This is a genomic window from Pseudoalteromonas sp. McH1-7, assembly GCF_013366255.1.
Taxonomy (GTDB): Bacteria; Pseudomonadota; Gammaproteobacteria; order Enterobacterales; family Alteromonadaceae; genus Pseudoalteromonas; species Pseudoalteromonas peptidolytica.
Genome location: NZ_JABWPQ010000002.1, coordinates 195,716 through 213,328 on the forward strand (window position 1 = coordinate 195,716; position 17,613 = coordinate 213,328).

19 protein-coding genes are annotated in these 17,613 nt (G+C 40.5%); 9 read left to right on the forward strand and 10 right to left on the reverse strand.

Translation table 11 applies throughout. From position 1 onward, the window contains the following. Positions 1-3: 3 nt before the first annotated feature. Positions 4-789: a flagellin N-terminal helical domain-containing protein gene (locus tag HUZ36_RS02145; RefSeq protein ID WP_125252024.1), complete on the reverse strand. Its 786-nt coding sequence runs from the start codon at positions 787-789 to the stop codon at positions 4-6. Positions 790-1,011: 222 nt separating this feature from the next. On the opposite strand from HUZ36_RS02145, the gene pseB reads away from it, so the two are divergent. Then, entirely contained in the window at positions 1,012-2,013 is a 1,002-nt protein-coding gene (pseB, locus tag HUZ36_RS02150; protein WP_125252025.1) for a UDP-N-acetylglucosamine 4,6-dehydratase (inverting), read from the forward strand. Beyond that, positions 2,010-3,176 carry a UDP-4-amino-4,6-dideoxy-N-acetyl-beta-L-altrosamine transaminase gene (pseC, locus tag HUZ36_RS02155; protein WP_176031871.1) on the forward strand — a complete coding sequence of 389 codons (1,167 nt, stop codon included), beginning with the start codon at positions 2,010-2,012 and terminating at the stop codon, positions 3,174-3,176. The genes pseB and pseC overlap by 4 nt, the downstream gene beginning before the upstream one ends. Position 3,177: 1 nt before the next feature. On the opposite strand, the gene HUZ36_RS02160 is transcribed toward pseC, so the two are convergent. From HUZ36_RS02160 to HUZ36_RS02200, 9 genes are read right to left on the reverse strand one after another with little or no spacing between them, the layout of a single operon-like run. Next, positions 3,178-4,299, reverse strand: coding sequence for an acyl-CoA reductase (locus HUZ36_RS02160; RefSeq protein WP_176031872.1), 1,122 nt, complete (start codon positions 4,297-4,299; stop codon positions 3,178-3,180). Beyond that, the gene (locus HUZ36_RS02165) at positions 4,283-5,320 is read right to left on the reverse strand and encodes a LuxE/PaaK family acyltransferase (RefSeq protein ID WP_176031873.1); all 1,038 of its coding nucleotides are present in this window, start codon (positions 5,318-5,320) and stop codon (positions 4,283-4,285) included. The genes HUZ36_RS02160 and HUZ36_RS02165 overlap by 17 nt, the downstream gene beginning before the upstream one ends. Beyond that, entirely contained in the window at positions 5,307-6,620 is a 1,314-nt protein-coding gene (locus HUZ36_RS02170) for an AMP-binding protein (RefSeq protein ID WP_176031874.1), read from the reverse strand. Before HUZ36_RS02170 ends, HUZ36_RS02165 begins: the two co-directional genes overlap by 14 nt. Next, positions 6,617-7,372, reverse strand: coding sequence for an SDR family NAD(P)-dependent oxidoreductase (locus HUZ36_RS02175; protein WP_176031875.1), 756 nt, complete (start codon positions 7,370-7,372; stop codon positions 6,617-6,619). The genes HUZ36_RS02170 and HUZ36_RS02175 overlap by 4 nt, the downstream gene beginning before the upstream one ends. Then, positions 7,372-7,602 carry an acyl carrier protein gene (locus tag HUZ36_RS02180; protein ID WP_125252031.1) on the reverse strand — a complete coding sequence of 77 codons (231 nt, stop codon included), beginning with the start codon at positions 7,600-7,602 and terminating at the stop codon, positions 7,372-7,374. Before HUZ36_RS02180 ends, HUZ36_RS02175 begins: the two co-directional genes overlap by 1 nt. After that, positions 7,602-8,147, reverse strand: coding sequence for a GNAT family N-acetyltransferase (locus tag HUZ36_RS02185; protein WP_176031876.1), 546 nt, complete (start codon positions 8,145-8,147; stop codon positions 7,602-7,604). The genes HUZ36_RS02180 and HUZ36_RS02185 overlap by 1 nt, the downstream gene beginning before the upstream one ends. Positions 8,148-8,149: 2 nt before the next feature. Next, a complete protein-coding gene (locus HUZ36_RS02190; RefSeq protein WP_128729639.1) occupies positions 8,150-8,890 on the reverse strand; it encodes a cytidylyltransferase domain-containing protein in 741 nt (246 codons plus the stop codon). Next, positions 8,887-9,963, reverse strand: coding sequence for a pseudaminic acid synthase (gene pseI, locus HUZ36_RS02195; RefSeq protein WP_176031877.1), 1,077 nt, complete (start codon positions 9,961-9,963; stop codon positions 8,887-8,889). Before pseI ends, HUZ36_RS02190 begins: the two co-directional genes overlap by 4 nt. 8 nt (positions 9,964-9,971) lie before the next feature. Beyond that, on the reverse strand, positions 9,972-10,904 hold the full coding sequence (locus HUZ36_RS02200) for a hypothetical protein (RefSeq protein WP_176031878.1): 933 nt from the start codon (positions 10,902-10,904) through the stop codon (positions 9,972-9,974). A 236-nt stretch (positions 10,905-11,140) separates the two neighbouring features. Between HUZ36_RS02200 and HUZ36_RS02205 the strand changes: the two genes are divergently transcribed. From HUZ36_RS02205 to HUZ36_RS02235, 7 genes are all read left to right on the forward strand, one after another. After that, complete coding sequence (locus tag HUZ36_RS02205) at positions 11,141-12,031, forward strand: nucleoside-diphosphate sugar epimerase/dehydratase (RefSeq protein WP_176031879.1); 891 nt, start codon at positions 11,141-11,143, stop codon at positions 12,029-12,031. 139 nt (positions 12,032-12,170) lie between these two features. Beyond that, entirely contained in the window at positions 12,171-12,662 is a 492-nt protein-coding gene (locus HUZ36_RS02210; protein WP_176031880.1) for a hypothetical protein, read from the forward strand. After that, positions 12,652-13,401 carry a hypothetical protein gene (locus HUZ36_RS02215; RefSeq protein ID WP_176031881.1) on the forward strand — a complete coding sequence of 250 codons (750 nt, stop codon included), beginning with the start codon at positions 12,652-12,654 and terminating at the stop codon, positions 13,399-13,401. Before HUZ36_RS02210 ends, HUZ36_RS02215 begins: the two co-directional genes overlap by 11 nt. After that, the gene (locus HUZ36_RS02220; RefSeq protein ID WP_161972711.1) at positions 13,391-13,918 is read left to right on the forward strand and encodes an adenylyl-sulfate kinase; all 528 of its coding nucleotides are present in this window, start codon (positions 13,391-13,393) and stop codon (positions 13,916-13,918) included. Before HUZ36_RS02215 ends, HUZ36_RS02220 begins: the two co-directional genes overlap by 11 nt. Beyond that, a complete protein-coding gene (locus HUZ36_RS02225; protein ID WP_286037148.1) occupies positions 13,911-16,226 on the forward strand; it encodes a PEP-utilizing enzyme in 2,316 nt (771 codons plus the stop codon). The genes HUZ36_RS02220 and HUZ36_RS02225 overlap by 8 nt, the downstream gene beginning before the upstream one ends. Next, positions 16,223-16,825, forward strand: coding sequence for a gamma-glutamyl-gamma-aminobutyrate hydrolase family protein (locus HUZ36_RS02230; RefSeq protein WP_128729632.1), 603 nt, complete (start codon positions 16,223-16,225; stop codon positions 16,823-16,825). Before HUZ36_RS02225 ends, HUZ36_RS02230 begins: the two co-directional genes overlap by 4 nt. Further along, positions 16,822-17,568, forward strand: a complete 747-nt coding sequence (locus HUZ36_RS02235; protein ID WP_128729631.1) for a phosphocholine cytidylyltransferase family protein — start codon at positions 16,822-16,824, stop codon at positions 17,566-17,568. The genes HUZ36_RS02230 and HUZ36_RS02235 overlap by 4 nt, the downstream gene beginning before the upstream one ends. Positions 17,569-17,613 lie beyond the last annotated feature (45 nt).

A 17,613-nucleotide genomic window follows, 5' to 3' on the forward strand; every position in this document is an offset into this window, starting at 1 on the left:
AATTTACAGTAAACCCAAGACTGATGATGCGGACTGATTTGCTTGGCCTCTCAATGCAATGGAAGCCTGCGATAGAATATCGTTAGCCACCTGATCGCTAACCGCTTGGGCGTAATCCGTGTCTTGGATACGACTTTGGCTTGCAGCTATATTCTCTCGTTGATTGCTTGCTGAGCGAATGGTACTGGAAACCGAATTTTCAAACGCCCCCAACTGCGCGCGCTGGCTGTTTAACTCTTTAGAGACTGTATCAGCAGCGTCAATTGCTGATTGCGCCCCAGCCTGTGTGGAAATATCTACACTGAGAATCGCACTAGCAAAGCCACCGTCGGTCTGCTCTAGACTCTGCGTCGTGTTAGCGTCGGGACCTACCTGGAAACTACGTGATTCACCGTCAAATATTTGTGCTCCACCAAACGTCGTGTTTTCAAACGTTTCTGTTATTTGCGTTTGAAGCTGAGACACTTCCTCTTGCAGTGCTTGGCGGTCGCTGTCTGTCAGCGCCCCATTTCCTGCTTGAATAGACAATTCTCGGATCCTAGAAACTGCGTCATTCACTCCTGACAGAGCAGAATCAGCGGTCTGCGAGTATGAGATACCATCATAAGCATTACGAATAGATTGACTGTACCCATCTTGCTGAGAAGTGAGCCTGTCAATAATTTGTAATGCGGCAGCGTCGTCGGCAGCTGAATTAACCCGCTTGCCCGAAGATAGCTGCTCGTTTAATTTGTTAGCCGTCTGCTCTGTACGATTAAAAAAAGCAGCACTTTGTGATTGGATTTTCATATCTACCCCCATTCACTATCATTAGTTTTAATCTACGCTATTTTGAGTAAAAAGTCATCATAATCATTAAATTTCCTGTGATGACTGGCATAAATACTGCAAAATGATTAGAAGTGATATAAAGTATTGAGTAGTAGCTAGTTTATCGTATCAATACAGCGCTTGTAGCAGTTCCAGTATTTGATACTGTAAAGTTTTGATTGCACCTTTAGGTGGACCCCAATGTTTGATAATAAAACCATTTTAATTACCGGCGGCACAGGCTCTTTCGGCAAAAAATACGTAAAAACTCTGCTAGAACGATATAAGCCAAAAAAAATAATCATTTTTTCTCGAGATGAGCTTAAGCAGTTTGAAATGCAGCAAGAGTTTAATCATCGGTGTATGCGATATTTCATCGGGGATGTCAGAGACAAAGATCGATTGCGAAGAGCAATGCAAGGCGTAGATTATGTCATTCATGCCGCAGCCCTAAAGCAAGTCCCTGCGGCGGAATACAACCCAATGGAGTGTATTAAAACCAATATTAATGGGGCTGAAAACGTAATTGAAGCAGCACTGGATAACGAAGTAGAAAAAGTGATAGCCCTTTCTACAGACAAAGCAGCCAATCCTATTAACCTGTATGGTGCAACAAAGCTTGCATCTGATAAGCTATTTGTTGCAGCAAATAACATGGCAGGTGGACACCGAACTAGGTTTTCAGTCGTACGTTATGGTAATGTCGTTTGTTCTAGAGGCTCTGTAGTGCCTGTATTCCAGCGTTTTATCGACGAAAATAAAGGACATATTCCGATCACTCATAAAGATATGACACGTTTTTGGATTAGCCTGCAACAAGGCGTTGATTTTGTTCTCAAAAACTTTGAACGTATGCTTGGCGGTGAAATTTTTGTACCGAAAATCCCTTCAATTCGTATCGTTGATTTAGCGACCGCAATGGCACCAAACCTACCACAAAAAGTAGTCGGTATTCGCCCTGGAGAAAAGCTCCATGAAGTAATGTGTCCCGAAGATTTAAGCTTTGACACATTTGAGTTTGACGACCATTTCGTTATTGCTCCTGGAATAAAATTCAGTAGCAGAAGTAACGATTTTGACATGAACGCGTTAGGTGAGAAAGGGAAAGCTGTAACGCCTGGATTTGAGTATAACTCATTGACTAATCCGGATTATATGAGCATTGAAGAGATTAAAGCATTTAACGTACAAGCACTGTTATGATCCCATATGGAAAGCAATCAATAGACCAGCTAGATATTGATGCAGTTATCGACGTGCTGCAATCTGACTGGTTGACTCAAGGCCCCAAAGTTCCAGAGTTTGAGCAAAAACTTTGCAGCTATACCGGGGCAGATCGTGCCGTCGCGGTAAACAGTGCAACATCCGCACTTCATATCGCCTGCCTTGCGCTTGGAGTTGGCAACGGTGATATTGTTTGGACCTCACCAAATTCATTTGTAGCCTCATCTAATTGCGCACTCTACTGCGGAGCGAGTGTAGATTTTGTCGATATTGATATTGATACCGGTAACATGAGTATTGAGGCACTCACTAGCAAGTTAGTACACGCCGAGCGACAAAACCAACTCCCCAGGGTGCTTATACCGGTTCATTTTGCTGGCCAGTCATGCGACATGCAGGCTATCAACGAACTAGCTCGACAATATGGTTTTAAAGTGATTGAGGATGCCTCTCATGCTATCGGCGGCTCCTTTGACGGAAAAAAGATAGGTTCCTGTGAATATTCTGACATCTGTGTATTTAGTTTTCACCCTGTCAAAATAATGACCTCTGCAGAAGGTGGGGCGGCTCTCACGAACAACCCTCAGCTCGCTGATACTATGGCTAAGCTACGCAGTCATGGTATCACTAATAGACCAGAAGAGTTTAGCGAACCAAGTCATGGCGCTTGGTATTATCAACAAAATGTTCTGGGCTTTAACTATCGCATGACTGATTTACATGCCGCACTAGGATGTCAGCAATTAACGAAGGTCGATAGGTTTGTTCAACAGCGTAACAAGATTGCGGCACACTATGACAGCTTGTTTCAAAATAGTGTGATCCAACCGTTACTCGTTACGAACACATCACGCAGCGCTTACCACCTCTACGTCGTTAAAGTTCCGCTCCATTCACCAGAAGAGCACAAAAAACTCATCCAAAACTTAAGAAATGCCGGTATCTTTGCACATGTGCACTACATTCCTATTTACTTACAGCCTTTCTACAAGCAGCTTGGATTTAGTGCCGGTTACTGCCCTTCAGCAGAACTATACTACCACCAGGCCGTCACTTTACCGCTGTTTCCTGATCTATCAGAAGAGCAAGTACAGCACATTGTGGATACTTTAAAAAGCCTTGTTGCAAAGTTAAGCGTTTAGCCTAGTTTAAACGCTTAACTAAATCGACCCCATCCCAAATATGATTAAATTGCAGAGCACTACCAAGTGGTGTTTTACGAAGCGCATGAATGTCCTCAATCATATCTTTAGAAATACCAAAGTAGCCTACAGTTTGAAGTTTTTCATGCTCTGGTAACTGAGCAAGGCTGTCAATATTAGTACTCAAGATAAGTCCATTGCCCTTGTGTGCATCAAGTATCGTAAGGCTGTTAAGTCGCTCAAACTCAAACATTAGATAACTTGGATGTGATATTGAACGAATTGGCTTTAATGATAAATCCGCCATAAGAAGCATCTGTGTATTTATATGCCTATTTAACTGATGATTTAACTCAAACTGCGGATGATCATCTGCGCACTTCGCCAAGGCGTCCCAAAAACAGTCTTGAATCGATGGTTTTGTACATAGCCAATAAATTGCCTTCGGTGAGGAACAGGCCTGCTGATTGAAGCTCTGATAGTCAGTAAAAAATTGTTTGGCTGCAAGTTTTGCATCTTGTTCTGAACTCAGCCTTAGAACAGATATAGAAAACCTGTCAGGGAATGCCAGTTCATTGGCAACTGGCGCTACTTGATTTATCTGTAATATTGCATCATCTCCCCCCCAGATCACCCGCTTGTCACACCATTTTGATAAAGTAGCGGTTACCTGAAACTGCGAAGCCGGATAGGCAATAAATAAACAGCGGCTCCCCAGCAAGGCCCCCTTGTCAGTATCTACAAAGCGCTGTATCAAACCGACTAACTCATCAGAGATTGCTCCTCTTCGGCTACTTAATCTCACAATGTTTATGTTTCCGACAAGAAAACTTAAGAGCACCGTATAGAGAAAGACTGTATCGACATTAGCTGGGGTAATGTGAAAAACTTTGTTCTGCCGTAACCTTAGCTGCTCACCGTAGTGGATTGCGAGATTTTTGATATTACTGCGCCTACACCAAAATGCCAGAGCGACAATTTCAGCACTGGGGCGGTGCTTAAGTATAAAGTCAGAAAACTCTGCAACAGTGTCAATAAGTGACTGCTCGAAGGCAAATAAATTTGATGGCTCTTGTTCAAGTTCACCGACAAGTGTCTGTACTTGTTCATTTAAAAGTATCACTACACCCCCTAACTTCAGATTGGGCTACTCGGCCTTGAATAGTGAAATACTTTCCTTTACGTCCACATGCGCAATCATCAATACCATGAATAATTGCTAAATCTTCAGTAAGTAGATTGTGCCCTGGGTAACTTCTAGCAATAACGGATTGCAGTTGCACCACGCCTGTGGTACGCGCTGGCAAAGGCCGCAGTGTCACAGGGTCTACTACATTGATATCTGACCAAACGGGAGCATGTAACATGCCATGCTCACACTCAACATAAATGGTTCCTGTTTGCTCTACCATTCCGTAATAATCATGGACTGTGACATTGCCAAAGCAAGCGCTCAACTCCTGTTTAAACGTTTTTTTATCAACTGCTTGCTCAGATATTTTTTTCCACCCACCACCATGCAATAGAAATGCGTCGGAAAACGCCACCTGCTTTCCTAATTGCCTTAGTTGTTGCACTATTCTTTGCCATATTATGAACGTAAAACCATACATAAAAACCGGTTGGCCTGCGTATTTATCCGCAAAGCTCATTATTACCGCGAGATCCAGATCCATATTTTCATCAAGTGCAAAGTGATGATCTCTCCCAAAAAAAGACATCCCCTGTATACCCGCAGCTCTGGCAGACATACCAGAGTGAACATCAAGTGCCTTTCTGGAATCAAGAATTAATAGCGGTAATCTTTTTGGCCCAAGCCAATGCTGCATTATTTTTGAGAGTACCTTTGACTGTAAGCGGGCAGTATCGCTATCCAAAACTATTTGAGATTGCGTACCTGTCGTTCCTGATGATTTGAGTATGCGGTGAACCTTATCAGCGTCAATGCTACTTAGGAGCTGGTTTTTGAACGCACGAACAGCAAGAGGTGTCTCTCCTAGTTGCTGAGTTGCGCTGTATTTTTCACAGTTCACCTTATGAAAATGATGCAGTTCATCGAGCAATGGCGTTAGCAGCTCCCATTTCTCATTTTGGCAGAGGTCGTATACTGGTAACTCAAACAATTCTTCATCAGATAAGTGCATTGTAATTCACTTTGCCATTACTTAGTCTAGGGATGGTCTCAATGTTAAAAACTTTTACATTTCGATGGTGACATTGTGCTATTTGGGCAATTTGCTTTTCAACGCCAAGTACAGAGCCACAGATGAAAACTCGCAGTTGTTTATCATCACTGGTTATAACGCAGCTCAAGTTAAACTGCTGATTGAGCTGACGCTCTAAATCATCAAGGTTTATTCTTCTACCTTCAAGCTTCGCTATTCTTTTTATCCGGCCAATGATTTGCAACATACCGTTATCTAGCTGGTGTGCCACATCACCCGTTTTTAATATCGCGCTGACTTCACACTCTCGTAAATCCTCTAAAGATGAGGCATAACCGGCGAATATATTTGCCCCTTCAAAACATAGCTCACCTTCTTTTTCACCATTGGCGATGTAAAGTTTGCAGAAAGGTAAAGTCTTACCAATTGCGCCTGCTGGCGCAGCTAAAAAATCGTCAGGCTGCATGATAGCCATCCTTGCGGTGGCCTCTGTTTGGCCATACATGGCGTAGAAAGGCAGCTTCTGGGCACCACAAAATTCTTTTAAAGCTTCCCATAACTGTCCACTCAAGCGTCCGCCAGCTTGAGCCATATATTTCAATTGATGCAGTGGTTGCCTTTGCAAGCCCAATCGAAAAAGCATCTCAAAGCTAAATGGCACCCCGTAAAAGCTGTTAACATTATGCTGGGTAAACTGCTGCCAAAATGACTTTGACATCAAACTTTCTTGGCCAAGAATGATTCCTGCCCCTACAAGCAAATGACTATGTAAAATTGAGAGCCCAAAGCTGTACGAGAATGGTAAAGAAGCCATAGCACAGTCAGTTTTGGAAATAGGCAAAACCTGCGTTATTGCAGCGCAGTTTGAGGTAAGGTTTTCAAAGGTTAGCTTAACTACTTTTTCTCGACCGGTGGTGCCGCTAGTACCCAGTAAGAGTGCAATTTCAGGTGCGAGAGTAACCGTATCGGGGTTAAGGTGAGATACTAAATCACCATCAATTAAATAGTTCGCATGAAACTGCGTGAGCATTACCTGATGCTGCTCCTTTCCCTTACTTTTGTCTAGCAGCAGCACCGTATGCCCACCTCGAAGTGCAGCCAAGTAGTGTATGACAAAGGGTAAGGAATTGTGCGCAACGATGGCAATTAACTGTTTCTTTTTTGGCAAGTTGCTGAGCGCAGATTGTACTTCAGTATCTAACTGCGAATAGTTCAACGTGCGCTCGCCATCTACAATCAAGCTATTACTCGCTTTTCCAAGCGCCCAAAACTTACTCATAAGCCCAGCTTTAACCCCCCATCAACATGGATGACTTGCCCAGTAATGAAACGACTTTCTTCTGCAAATAAAAAGTTAATCACATCAGCAACCTCTTCTGGCTGACCAATACGCCCCAATGCTGTATTTTTTATTAACTGCTGTTTTTTCTCATCAGGAATATGCGCAACCAGTGCGGTGTCAATTACACCAGGCGCAACGGCGTTTACACGAATGTTCATAGCACCAAGCTCTGCGGCCAAGCTCGCAGTTAAGCCATGTAATGCAGATTTCATCGCCGCGTAAACGCTTTGACCACGGCTGCCTTGCTGCGCAACGACTGAGCTAATGAAAACGATGCTGCCGGACTTATTTCGAGCCATTATCTTGCTTATGCCTTGAGCAAGCATAATCGCACTCTTCACATGTTGATGGTACTGCTCATCAACCAAATGATCGCGAGTCATCAGCAACGGGGATTCGTACATGGTGCCTGCACAGTGCACAAACCCATAAACAGGTAGCTTTATTTTTTGGATAAATTTAAAAAGTTGGGTAACCTGTTCATTTATGGTTATATCTGCGGTGAAGTGTTCAACATTCAAATACCCTGCTGCAACGAGTTGACTCTTTGCTGCAACCAGCTTTTCTTCATTTTTAGCTACCATGATGACAACACATTGTTCATTCAAAGCCGCTTTTTTGGCTACAGCGAGCCCAATTCCAGAAGAGGCTCCGGTGATGACAACGATATGATTAACCGAGTTCGTCACTATTCACTCTCGTATTTAGCAACAATTTCTTGCGCTTTTGCAAATGAACTCATATCAATAATATCGTCAGTGTCGATCATTATATCAAAATTTGATTCTATATCCGCAATCAACATCATATGACTCATAGAGTCCCATTTATCATGCTGTCCATAAGCAAGCTCGTCGGTAACTTCTTCTAATGGAATATCCAAAACACTAGCAAAAATATTTCGTAATTTTTCGTTCATTAACTTCTACTCAAAAATGTTTTAATCTGCTTGGTTGCTGTGATGTATGCGTCAGGCGTTAATCTTATCTTAATTAAACCTTGGCTGTCAGTTGGTGCCAAGGTGTAGCCAAGCACCTCATTATACCTTAGCGCCTCTCGATTTTCTGCTTTAACTACGGATCCTAATGCGTTAATTCCAAGCTCTTCAAAGGCATAATCTATTAAAAGTAAAGACGGAGAGAAAGCGACTAAGTTTCCCTTATAGTCATTGTCTGCGATGTAAATTCCAATTTCTGCTTCACTGGCATCACTCAGCGCGGTATTTGCACGTATATTAACGACCCCGATCTCTTTTGCCTTTACGATGATTTTATAATGTGCTTGCCTATCACTGTTAAGCATCGCTGAAAACCAAGCTTGATGTTGTGCAATGGCGATAGGCTTGTCATCTAGCATATTTGCTCGGACGTCTGGCTGATTACGCCAACTGAAAACTTGCTCCATATCATCATGGGTGAGCTGATGTAACTCAATAGCGTAGCCGTGAAGCTTAGTTGCTATCATACTTATTCCCCTAACTTTTTTTGCCCCACACAAGCATTAATACTTGCAACAGCGGGAGTCATATTCAAAAAGTCAATAATCTCATTTGCAGATACAAAATCTATATCGTTACCAAAATGCGTTATCACCCTTTCAACGAGTTGGAAATCTTCCAACTCATCAACGCAAAGGCGCAAATGGGCAGAGCGCGGTGGTGAAAAAGAAAGGCTAGCACATTGAAATAATGTCGGATGTTGATAAAAATAAGGTGTAACATGCTCCTGTTGATACGCCTCTTTAGCGTCGTTAAATACCTGGAGAAGCCCTTTAAAGTTAAAGATTTCAGCATCAAAACCTCTGGGAATGGTATTTACATCAATATTTGAATAATCAGTCCCTGACTCTAAATGAAATTGAATAAGCGCATCAATCAAGGCTGGATCAACAAGTGGACAGTCACCTGTTAACCTAACGATATAATCACTTTCAGTCAATGCAAGTGCTTGAGCAGCTTGAACAAAGCGCTCCAAAACATTGTGCTTGCTGCCTCGTCGAACGATGACGTCTTTATCGGACAAGTGTGTGACAATACAGTCATCATTTTTTTCAATGCTGGTGACAATAACATGCTGATGAGCTTGTTTTACCTGAGCTACTCGCTCAATATGATAATCGAGCAAGCTGCGGCCATTTATTGCTTTTAATACTTTCCCCGGAAGACGCGTGGAATCAAATCGAGCTTGGGAAAATATATACACACTCATTGCACTACATGCTCCCAAGCTAAAGGTGTGCCAAATTCAACGTCTCGCGCAGCCACTTGCCCAATTACTTCATTTAAGTGTCTTGGATGCAACCCTTTACCTGGGCGCACCGAACGTACGTGTTCAGCGGTGAAAATCTCGCCTCGTTTGATCGCTTTAGCAACGTACAAAGAGCGTCTAAATGGTGCATTATCCTGCTCACTGTCAGTTAGACGGTAATTGACCTCACCTAAACTCGCGTGAGTATCTTTCACCCTTGTAACGAGTCGACTGAATTGCTCTTCATCCAAAGAGAAAGCCGAATCGACACTGGAATCATCTCCTTTAAGCTTAAAGTGCTTCTCAATCACACAGGCTCCTAAAGCCGTAGCGGCTATTGCAGCAGTATCATCAAGACTGTGATCACTGAGTCCAACAGGCACACCAAGCTTTCGTTGCAGATCAGTAAGTGTGGTTAAATTACAATCAGCAATTGGAGTTGGATAACCACTAATGCAATGTAAAACGACAAGCTCTGTACCTCCGGCATCAGCAACTGCTGCAACGGCTTCTTGGATTTCATCAAAGGTCGCCATACCAGTAGACATGATAATTGGTTTTTTTGTGCTCGCGGCGTACTTTATTAAGCCAATATCGGTGAGTTCAAAAGACGCAATTTTATATGCTGGACAATTAAGCTCTTCCAGTAAATCGACTGCTGTATTATCAAAAGGTGAAGAAAACAAAGTTATATTGTTTTTTTTCGCTTGCTTAAATAAAGCCGCGTGCCACTCCCATGGTGTATGGGCTTCCTCATACAAATCATATAACGTCCTTCCCTGCCAAAGCTTTTCTTTTACTACAAACTCAGGGCCGTTATGATTCAAAGTAATCGTATCAGGTTTATATGTTTGAATTTTAAGTGCACTTACACCCGTTCGCGCTGCTACATCAATCAGCTTGAGAGCATGGTCAAGGCTGCCACCATGGTTTCCAGAAAGCTCTGCGATGATGTATGGCCCACTGTTTGAACCAAGCTCAATACCATCAATCATCATTGATTGTTTAAAGTTACTTTGACTATATTTATTCATCGTTTTCTTCAATGTCTTATAAAGTGCAAGATTGCATCGCAAATCCGCGAAGCAGCCAAGCCATCCACTACTTTTGCACTCTGCTGAGTGTACACGTTCTTTTTATCGGCTGAATCCAATAACAATAAAGCGGTATCTACGATATTTATGATGTCAATTTCTTCTCTGCCATCAATTGCGCTATACGCATTATTATTCAATGGCGAATATAAAGCTTGAGACTGATTATCTGCAACTACTAACGCTATTGATGGTACGCCTAAAAACATTAACTCATACAAACTACCACCAGCTCCAGTAATCGCTATATCCGCATCTGACATGAGCATAGGGAGTTTATTACTGTCTATATGCAGTTCAAACTTTGTCGAACTTTTGAGCCCCTCAAGAGCATAGAGTGTTCTGTGATCACACGTGCTGGAAACAGCCAAAACAATTTTAGTGACCTGTTGAGAGGTAAGTAGCATCTTGCAGATTGCAACAGACAGTGCCTGAGCATCGCTTCCGCCCAAACACACAAAAATGTAGCCTGGCTTAAACCGTGGACGAGTTCTATAAGGTATAAACTCACTTCTAACCAACCTAAAGTCAGAGCCTTGCAAAGTTTTGTTTGCTAGCAAGTCAGTCCTGTTGAAGTCACTAGGGTTAATAATTAAATCTAAAAAAGGTAAATTGAGATATGTATTGTCGTCAAAAAGAACCAGTCTTTTAGCTTTTTTCCGTAATTGTTCAAAGTCTGCATCAGAAACATTATAGTCATCTACAATTAATGTATTCATTTCCGGTAGTTTTTGTACCCAGTCGACTTCTGCTTCTAGTTGACATACTTTTACCCCAGTTGCCTCTAACTTTAGCACTAACTCTTGAGTAATTTCATGGCATAAAAGAAATACTTGCTGATTTTGGTCAATTAACGCCTCTATCAATGCTATTTGCCTCATTATATGACCAAAACCAAGTTTCCTACTCGCGTTTGCATATATAAAAACCATAGCAATTACTCTTAACAGCTTAATTCAGAAATATCATAACAAAAATATGTCAATGATATAATGCAAATCAAACCTTTTAGTTATCAGTAGAACCGTGCTTTTCCAAAATAAAACAAATACATATTATCTCAACTGGTCTATAATTTGCATTAAGATCCAGACATATTCTGAAATTTCGACACATTATGAAACCTAAAATTATCATTTTTGGTGCTGGAGAGGCAGGCAAAGCAGCCTATGCCCATTTGAAAGCAGATCATGAAATCATTGGCTATACAGATAATGATAAAAATAAGCAAGGCACGCATTTGAATGGCTACCCTATCAAAGACGCAAATTGGATACTTAGTCAGAATTTTGACTTTATTTATATTGCTAGCGAGTTTTTTGAACAAATCAAGCATCAGCTTGAGCATACTTTCCATGTGAAAAGCCAGCAAATTCATATCTTACCTGCTCATGCGATTAAACAGACTAAATTAGGACAGCCGACAGCTAAAAAAAATGCACTGAAGCTCTTGGAATTGGTCACTGCTACACTTAATACAAGTGCGCTAAATTATTATGTAGATGCAGGAACATTATTGGGTATTGTTCGTGATAATGCACTTATCCCTTGGGATGACGATTTAGATATTGCAATAAACAGTCAAGATACTGAGCTGTGTTTCGCTGCTTTGAATGAGTTACTCCCTGTACTTGACAAACAGTTTGGAACACCATGGGAAATATTCATTAACAAGGCTAGTTCTACTTTCCATTGTATCGACAAAGGTAACATTTCATCTTATAAATTAAGGCCATGCTCTGCTCATAGCGATTTGCCACAACTAGATGTATTTATTAAATATGTCGATGCTGGTTCAATGTATTATGTTATTTCGTCAAGAGGGTTTAGCATGCCAAGTAAGCACCTACTCTTAACGGAGGGCATAACATTCAATAATTGTATTATGAATATCCCAAGTGAGGCGACCCAATATCTTGAGGCTCATTATGGCTCAGACTGGCATACTCCAAAAAAAGATTGGAATTTGAGTATGATAAGCAGTGCAACTGTGTTTAAAGGTGAATAGGACTAATTTACAACGCCAGATTCGTAGTAGACTCTAGTCGAGAAACCGTCTTGGTGTGCGTTGAGCATATATCTTATTATCCGATTTAGTATTTGTAACAAAGGCAATGTCAATTAGCAGCTAAACCTAAAGGTGAAAAATGACAACTAACCCTTCCTTGAAATCAAGTCAGCGTCACGAACATGATTTCCCGGTCGTAGATGATGAAAACGCAATAGCTCATTTTCATCATCTACGAGCACAATTCATTGCATATCTTAAAAAGTCGTTGGCTACATGCAACTCAGCTAATCAGAAATATATCGAATTCGATCTACCCACGCTAATGATATTGGAGAACCGTTTTTCCACTCACAATGACTTTTGTTCTGTTCGACTAAAGGGGTATTCTTCGTTCACAGAAAGAGAGCAAATACATGTCGCGATTAATTGCGCTAATGCTCTTGCTATTCATAGCCATGAACTTAAAGATTTAAACTCTCTGAATAGCACGATAAAAATGCTTGATTGGCTAGAGCCTAAAATCACTACTAGTCCTACTACGATGTTAGATAAGGAACAAACAAAAATATTACTTAACACGCTAGAGCTTGAGCACAAATTACTATTGGAGCATGGTTTTGCTATCTAATCAAAAGTTTGGATTATTATATTTCCCAGGCCCTAGAGCATTGGCTTATGTTAACGTACTTGCGAACCAAAAAGTTTTACCCTCTATAATAATCACACTAGCCAACAAAAGAGGTGAAAATGGTATTCGTAAATCGCGTGACTTACCGTTTGGCGAAAAGTTGTTCCCTAAATACCTAACAATTGAAGATTTCTCAAAGGGTGAAAATATTCCTATCGTGGAGTTAGATGTTGAATCAATCAATCACCCTGATGTAATCTCTGCGCTTTCAAGCAGCGGACAGAGAGAGTGGTTATTTACAGGAGGAGGGATACTAAAACAACCACTGTTTGAAGTTGGTATAAAATATATTCATATCCATCCTGGTAAACTGCCTGAGGTAAAGGGAAGTACATGTTTTTACTACTCCTTGCTATTTAATAACACGCTACATGCTAGTGTATTTTATATGACACCCAAGTTAGATTCAGGAAAGGCGCTGTTAGTCAAACCTTTCAACATTAATATCAAGCCTAGTGATCTGAGTTCTGAGTTTATTGACTATGTTCTAGATCCTTGGATCAGGGCAAGCGCGTTAGCAAGTTTTATCAAGCAAGAAAGCTATGATATAACTCCCTTAGATACCCCTTCCAATAGGCCGTGTTACATTATGCACCCAGTGCTAAGAGCGCTAACAATTAAAAAACTTCATTCTCGCTTCGATGTCAACAAACCTGAAGGTATTTTTGATGGTGAATAAAAAAGGCTCAACGATTTGGATAACAGGGTTATCCGGAGCTGGAAAAACAACGATAACAAATTTACTGATCCCACAGTTTCAAGGCATGGGAATTAACCCCATCATACTAGACGGGGATGAAATACGAGCAGCTATAAGAGATCCACACTGGCAATTTGATACAAATAGTCGACTTCTTGGCTCCTATCGTTATTCAAGACTAGCTCGCCTTTTTACTCATCAAAAGCAAGTAGTTATCGTACCTACTATTAGTATGTTTCACGAAGTGCAACGCTGGAATCGTGAATATATACCAAATTATTTTGAAGTGTTTTTAGATGTTGATATCAAAGCGAGAATATCTAGGGACCCCAAGGGCTTATACCAAAATGAGCCCTCACATATGGTAGAGGATAGCACTGCTGAACTGCCGCAGTTTCCCGATATGCGCATATTGAATAATGGTGAAATAGATGACGCAACCGTAAAGGCGGAGGAAATCTTTACTGAATGGAAAAAGGTTATCTATGATGCGTAGCAGAGATCAAAAATTACCAAGCAAAGTGCAGCGCTTAATTGAGCTAAGTGGCTCTTTGTCTAGCGCTTCTATTCTTCCTGTATATACCCTTAATTTTGAACGTTGGAGAACAAACCGTACTGATTGTTTGAATCAAATTCAAAAAGAGTTTGATTCGCCTGTTATTGTACGCTCTTGTACAGTACAAGAAGACAGCACTACAACGAGTAACGCTGGTAAGTATATCACTGAGCTTAATGTGAATTTGGATGAATTGAGCCTCACTAGTGCCATTAATAGCGTATTCTCCTCCTATGATGAATTAGATCATGAAAACATCTTATTTATTCAGCCAATGCTATTATGTCCAGATTATGTTGGCGTTGCTTTTAGTCATATTCAAGATACTGGGGCTGAATACTATGTCATTAGTGCAGATGAAAATAGGAATACTGAAGCAGTTACTTCTGGTGCCACTGAGGTAAGGACTTGGTTCGTTAGCCACCAATATGATGCGAGTGCTTACACATGGCAAAATCAAGTAATCAATTTGATAAAAGAGCTAAAAGAATTAAACATCTCAAAGTTCTTAGATATTGAGTTTGCAATAGAAAATAATAAAACTTACCTATTGCAGGTAAGGCCATTAATAGTACAAGAAAAAGTAGTCAAGAAATCTGAACAGTTGTTACTTGAACAGCAATGTATAGCCAAAAAGTTGAAGAGGCTATCATCTAGACACCCATATTTGGTTGGCAAGCAAACTATATATGGCGTAATGCCTGACTGGAATCCGGCTGAAATCATAGGTATAAAGCCAAGACCTTTGGCTTTGTCACTGTACAAGTTTTTAATAACAGATGGGGTGTGGGCTCGACATCGAGCTATTTATAAATACAGAGATGTTGGTGAGCAGCACTTGATGACCATCCTTGGCGGTACTCCATATATCGATGTGAGAGCGAGTTTCAATTCATTTATTCCAGCCTCAATTCCTGAAGAACTTGCAGAAAAGTTAGCAAATCATTACTTGGATCAGCTCATAGAAAACCCTGCTTCTCATGATAAAGTAGAGTTTGACATAGTCTTTTCTTCCTTTGATTTCCAGTCACCTGACCAACTCTGTAAATTGGAAAAGCATGGATTCACCAAATCAGAAATCAGTTTAATCGAAAATAGCCTTAAGTCTTTAACAGAGCAAATTATCATTGATGAATTCAGTCCTGTGAACAGTGACCTGTGTAAAATTACCCAACTGATTGAAAGGCATGAAAAGGTATTAAATTCTGATTTAAATAAGATTGATAAAATCTTTTGGTTACTTCAAGATTGCAAATCCTTTGGCACTCTACCATTTGCAGGCTTGGCTAGAGCTGGATTTGTTGCCATCCGTTTTTTAAAGTCAATGGTTTACTCAAAGTTGATCTCGCAAAACGATTATGAATGTTTCCTTTCATCTATTGAGACCGTAAATAGCTTATTTCTCAAAGATAGAACTGAACTATCGTCTCAAGCATTGATTAAAAAGTATGGCCATTTGCGTCCTGGTACATATGAGATAACCTCACCAAGATACGATGAAAACCCTGATAAGTTCATCCTAAATGAAAAGTTAGATGCACATAAAGTAACGGCTGAGTTTAATATCTCGCTTAAAAAACTAAATGCTATTGATGAAACGCTAAAAACACATCAACTCAACATTAATTCCATACAGTTGTTCAATTTTATAAAAAAAGCTATTGAGGCAAGAGAATATAGTAAGTTTATTTTTACTCGTAGCTTGAGTGATTCTTTGGTTTTAATTGAAAACTTAGGCAGACAAATAGACTTATCAAGAGAAGAGTTGAGCTATGCAAATATTGAGGATATTCTAAACCTCCATTCTACAAGTCATAGTGCTAAAGAAAAAGTACAGGCTTCCATCTCCGTTGGAAGAGAGTATTATCAACTATCGCAGTTAATAAAACTACCTGACTTAATCACTAAAGCCAGCGATCAGTTTATATTCTCGCCACAAGCTACCCATCCTAACTTTATTACGCAACAAAGTATATCAGCAGATGTCGAAGTTAATTTAACTAACGGCTTGAAAGGTAAGATAGTCTGTATTGAATCAGCAGACCCTGGCTACGATTGGCTTTTTGCGGAAGATATCGCTGCGCTAATTACAAAGTATGGTGGGTGTAATTCGCATATGGCAATACGTGCTCAGGAATTACAACTACCCGCCATCATAGGTGCAGGCGAGGCCAATTTTGAGCGATGGAGCAATGCTACTTCGCTTATTATTGACTGTGAAAAAGAGAAGGTTGACTTAGTACTATGAAATTCATCGCAATAACTATGCGAGTTGACCACTGCGGGGTTACGTATCAAGAGAAGAGAGATGCTGTAGACCAAAAGTTACTTGAGTTGGTCGGAGATTGCGGCTTTTACCCTATACTACTTCCAAATAATCTTAAGGTTGCCAAGCAAGTATTGACAATTGTTAAACTGTCAGGTTTGATTTTCAGTGGCGGCAACGATCTCGTTAGCTATGGTGGAAGCACACCCGAGCGTGATGAGCTCGAAGTGTACCTTTTGGAGCATGCTATGAAGACACAAACTCCTCTTTTAACTATTTGCCGCGGCACGCAACTCTTGATGGACTATTTTGGACAACCCCTTGTGAAAATTGACGGTCACGTAGGCTCGACACATACCATTATGTATAGAGAAGAAAGTAGAGTAGTTAATAGCTATCATAATTTAGGCTTCTACCATGTACCACAAGAATTCGCTGTTGAAGCAAAAGCCACAGACGGTGTTATCAAAGCCATCAAGCACAATACGTATCCTATTGTTGGTATAATGTGGCATCCTGAACGCGAGAGTGAATTTTCTCAATACGACGTCTCGCTTATTAAAGAGGTATTTAATTCGTGAATATAATCATCTTGGCCGCAGGAATGGGAACTCGTTTAAGACCCTACACAAATGATAAACCTAAAGCCCTTGTGAACGTACATGGGCGACCCATATTAGATTATCAACTAGATGTATTTAATACATTTGAGCAAGCTAATATCTCACTAGTTACAGGATATAAAAGAGAGTGTTTTGATAATTATAAACTAAGACAGTTTCATAACTCCGAGTATGACCAAACAAACATGGTTTTCTCCTTGTTTAAAGCTATTGATGTTTTGCAACAAGAGCAACCTACTCTAATTTGCTATGGAGATATTATTTTCAACGCTCGTATTGTCAAAAAATTACTTGTAACACCAGGAGACATATGTATTTCTGCAGATCTTTCGTGGCTACAACTATGGCAAGACAGAATGGAGGATCCTCTGAAAGATGCAGAGTCCTTTAAAATGAACAAAGATACTGATCAGATCTTAGAGCTAGGCAAACCTTTAAAATGTGTTGAAGATGCTGAAGCCCAATACATGGGGTTAATTAAACTTTCAGAACACGGCTTGAAGAGTTTTATAAATCTATACAACTCAATCCCTTACAGTGAAGCCAAATCAATGTATATGACTGATTTTATACAACAGCTCATTAATCGTGGTAACGAGGTAACAGCCTCCACCCATAATGAACACTGGTATGAAATAGACAGTACGCAAGATTTAGAAGCTTTGAGCTCACAAAAGCTACAAGATATTATAAAAAGCTAATGTGTTAAGTTTGTTTGTTAAGAGCAACTTGTACTTTCATTCATT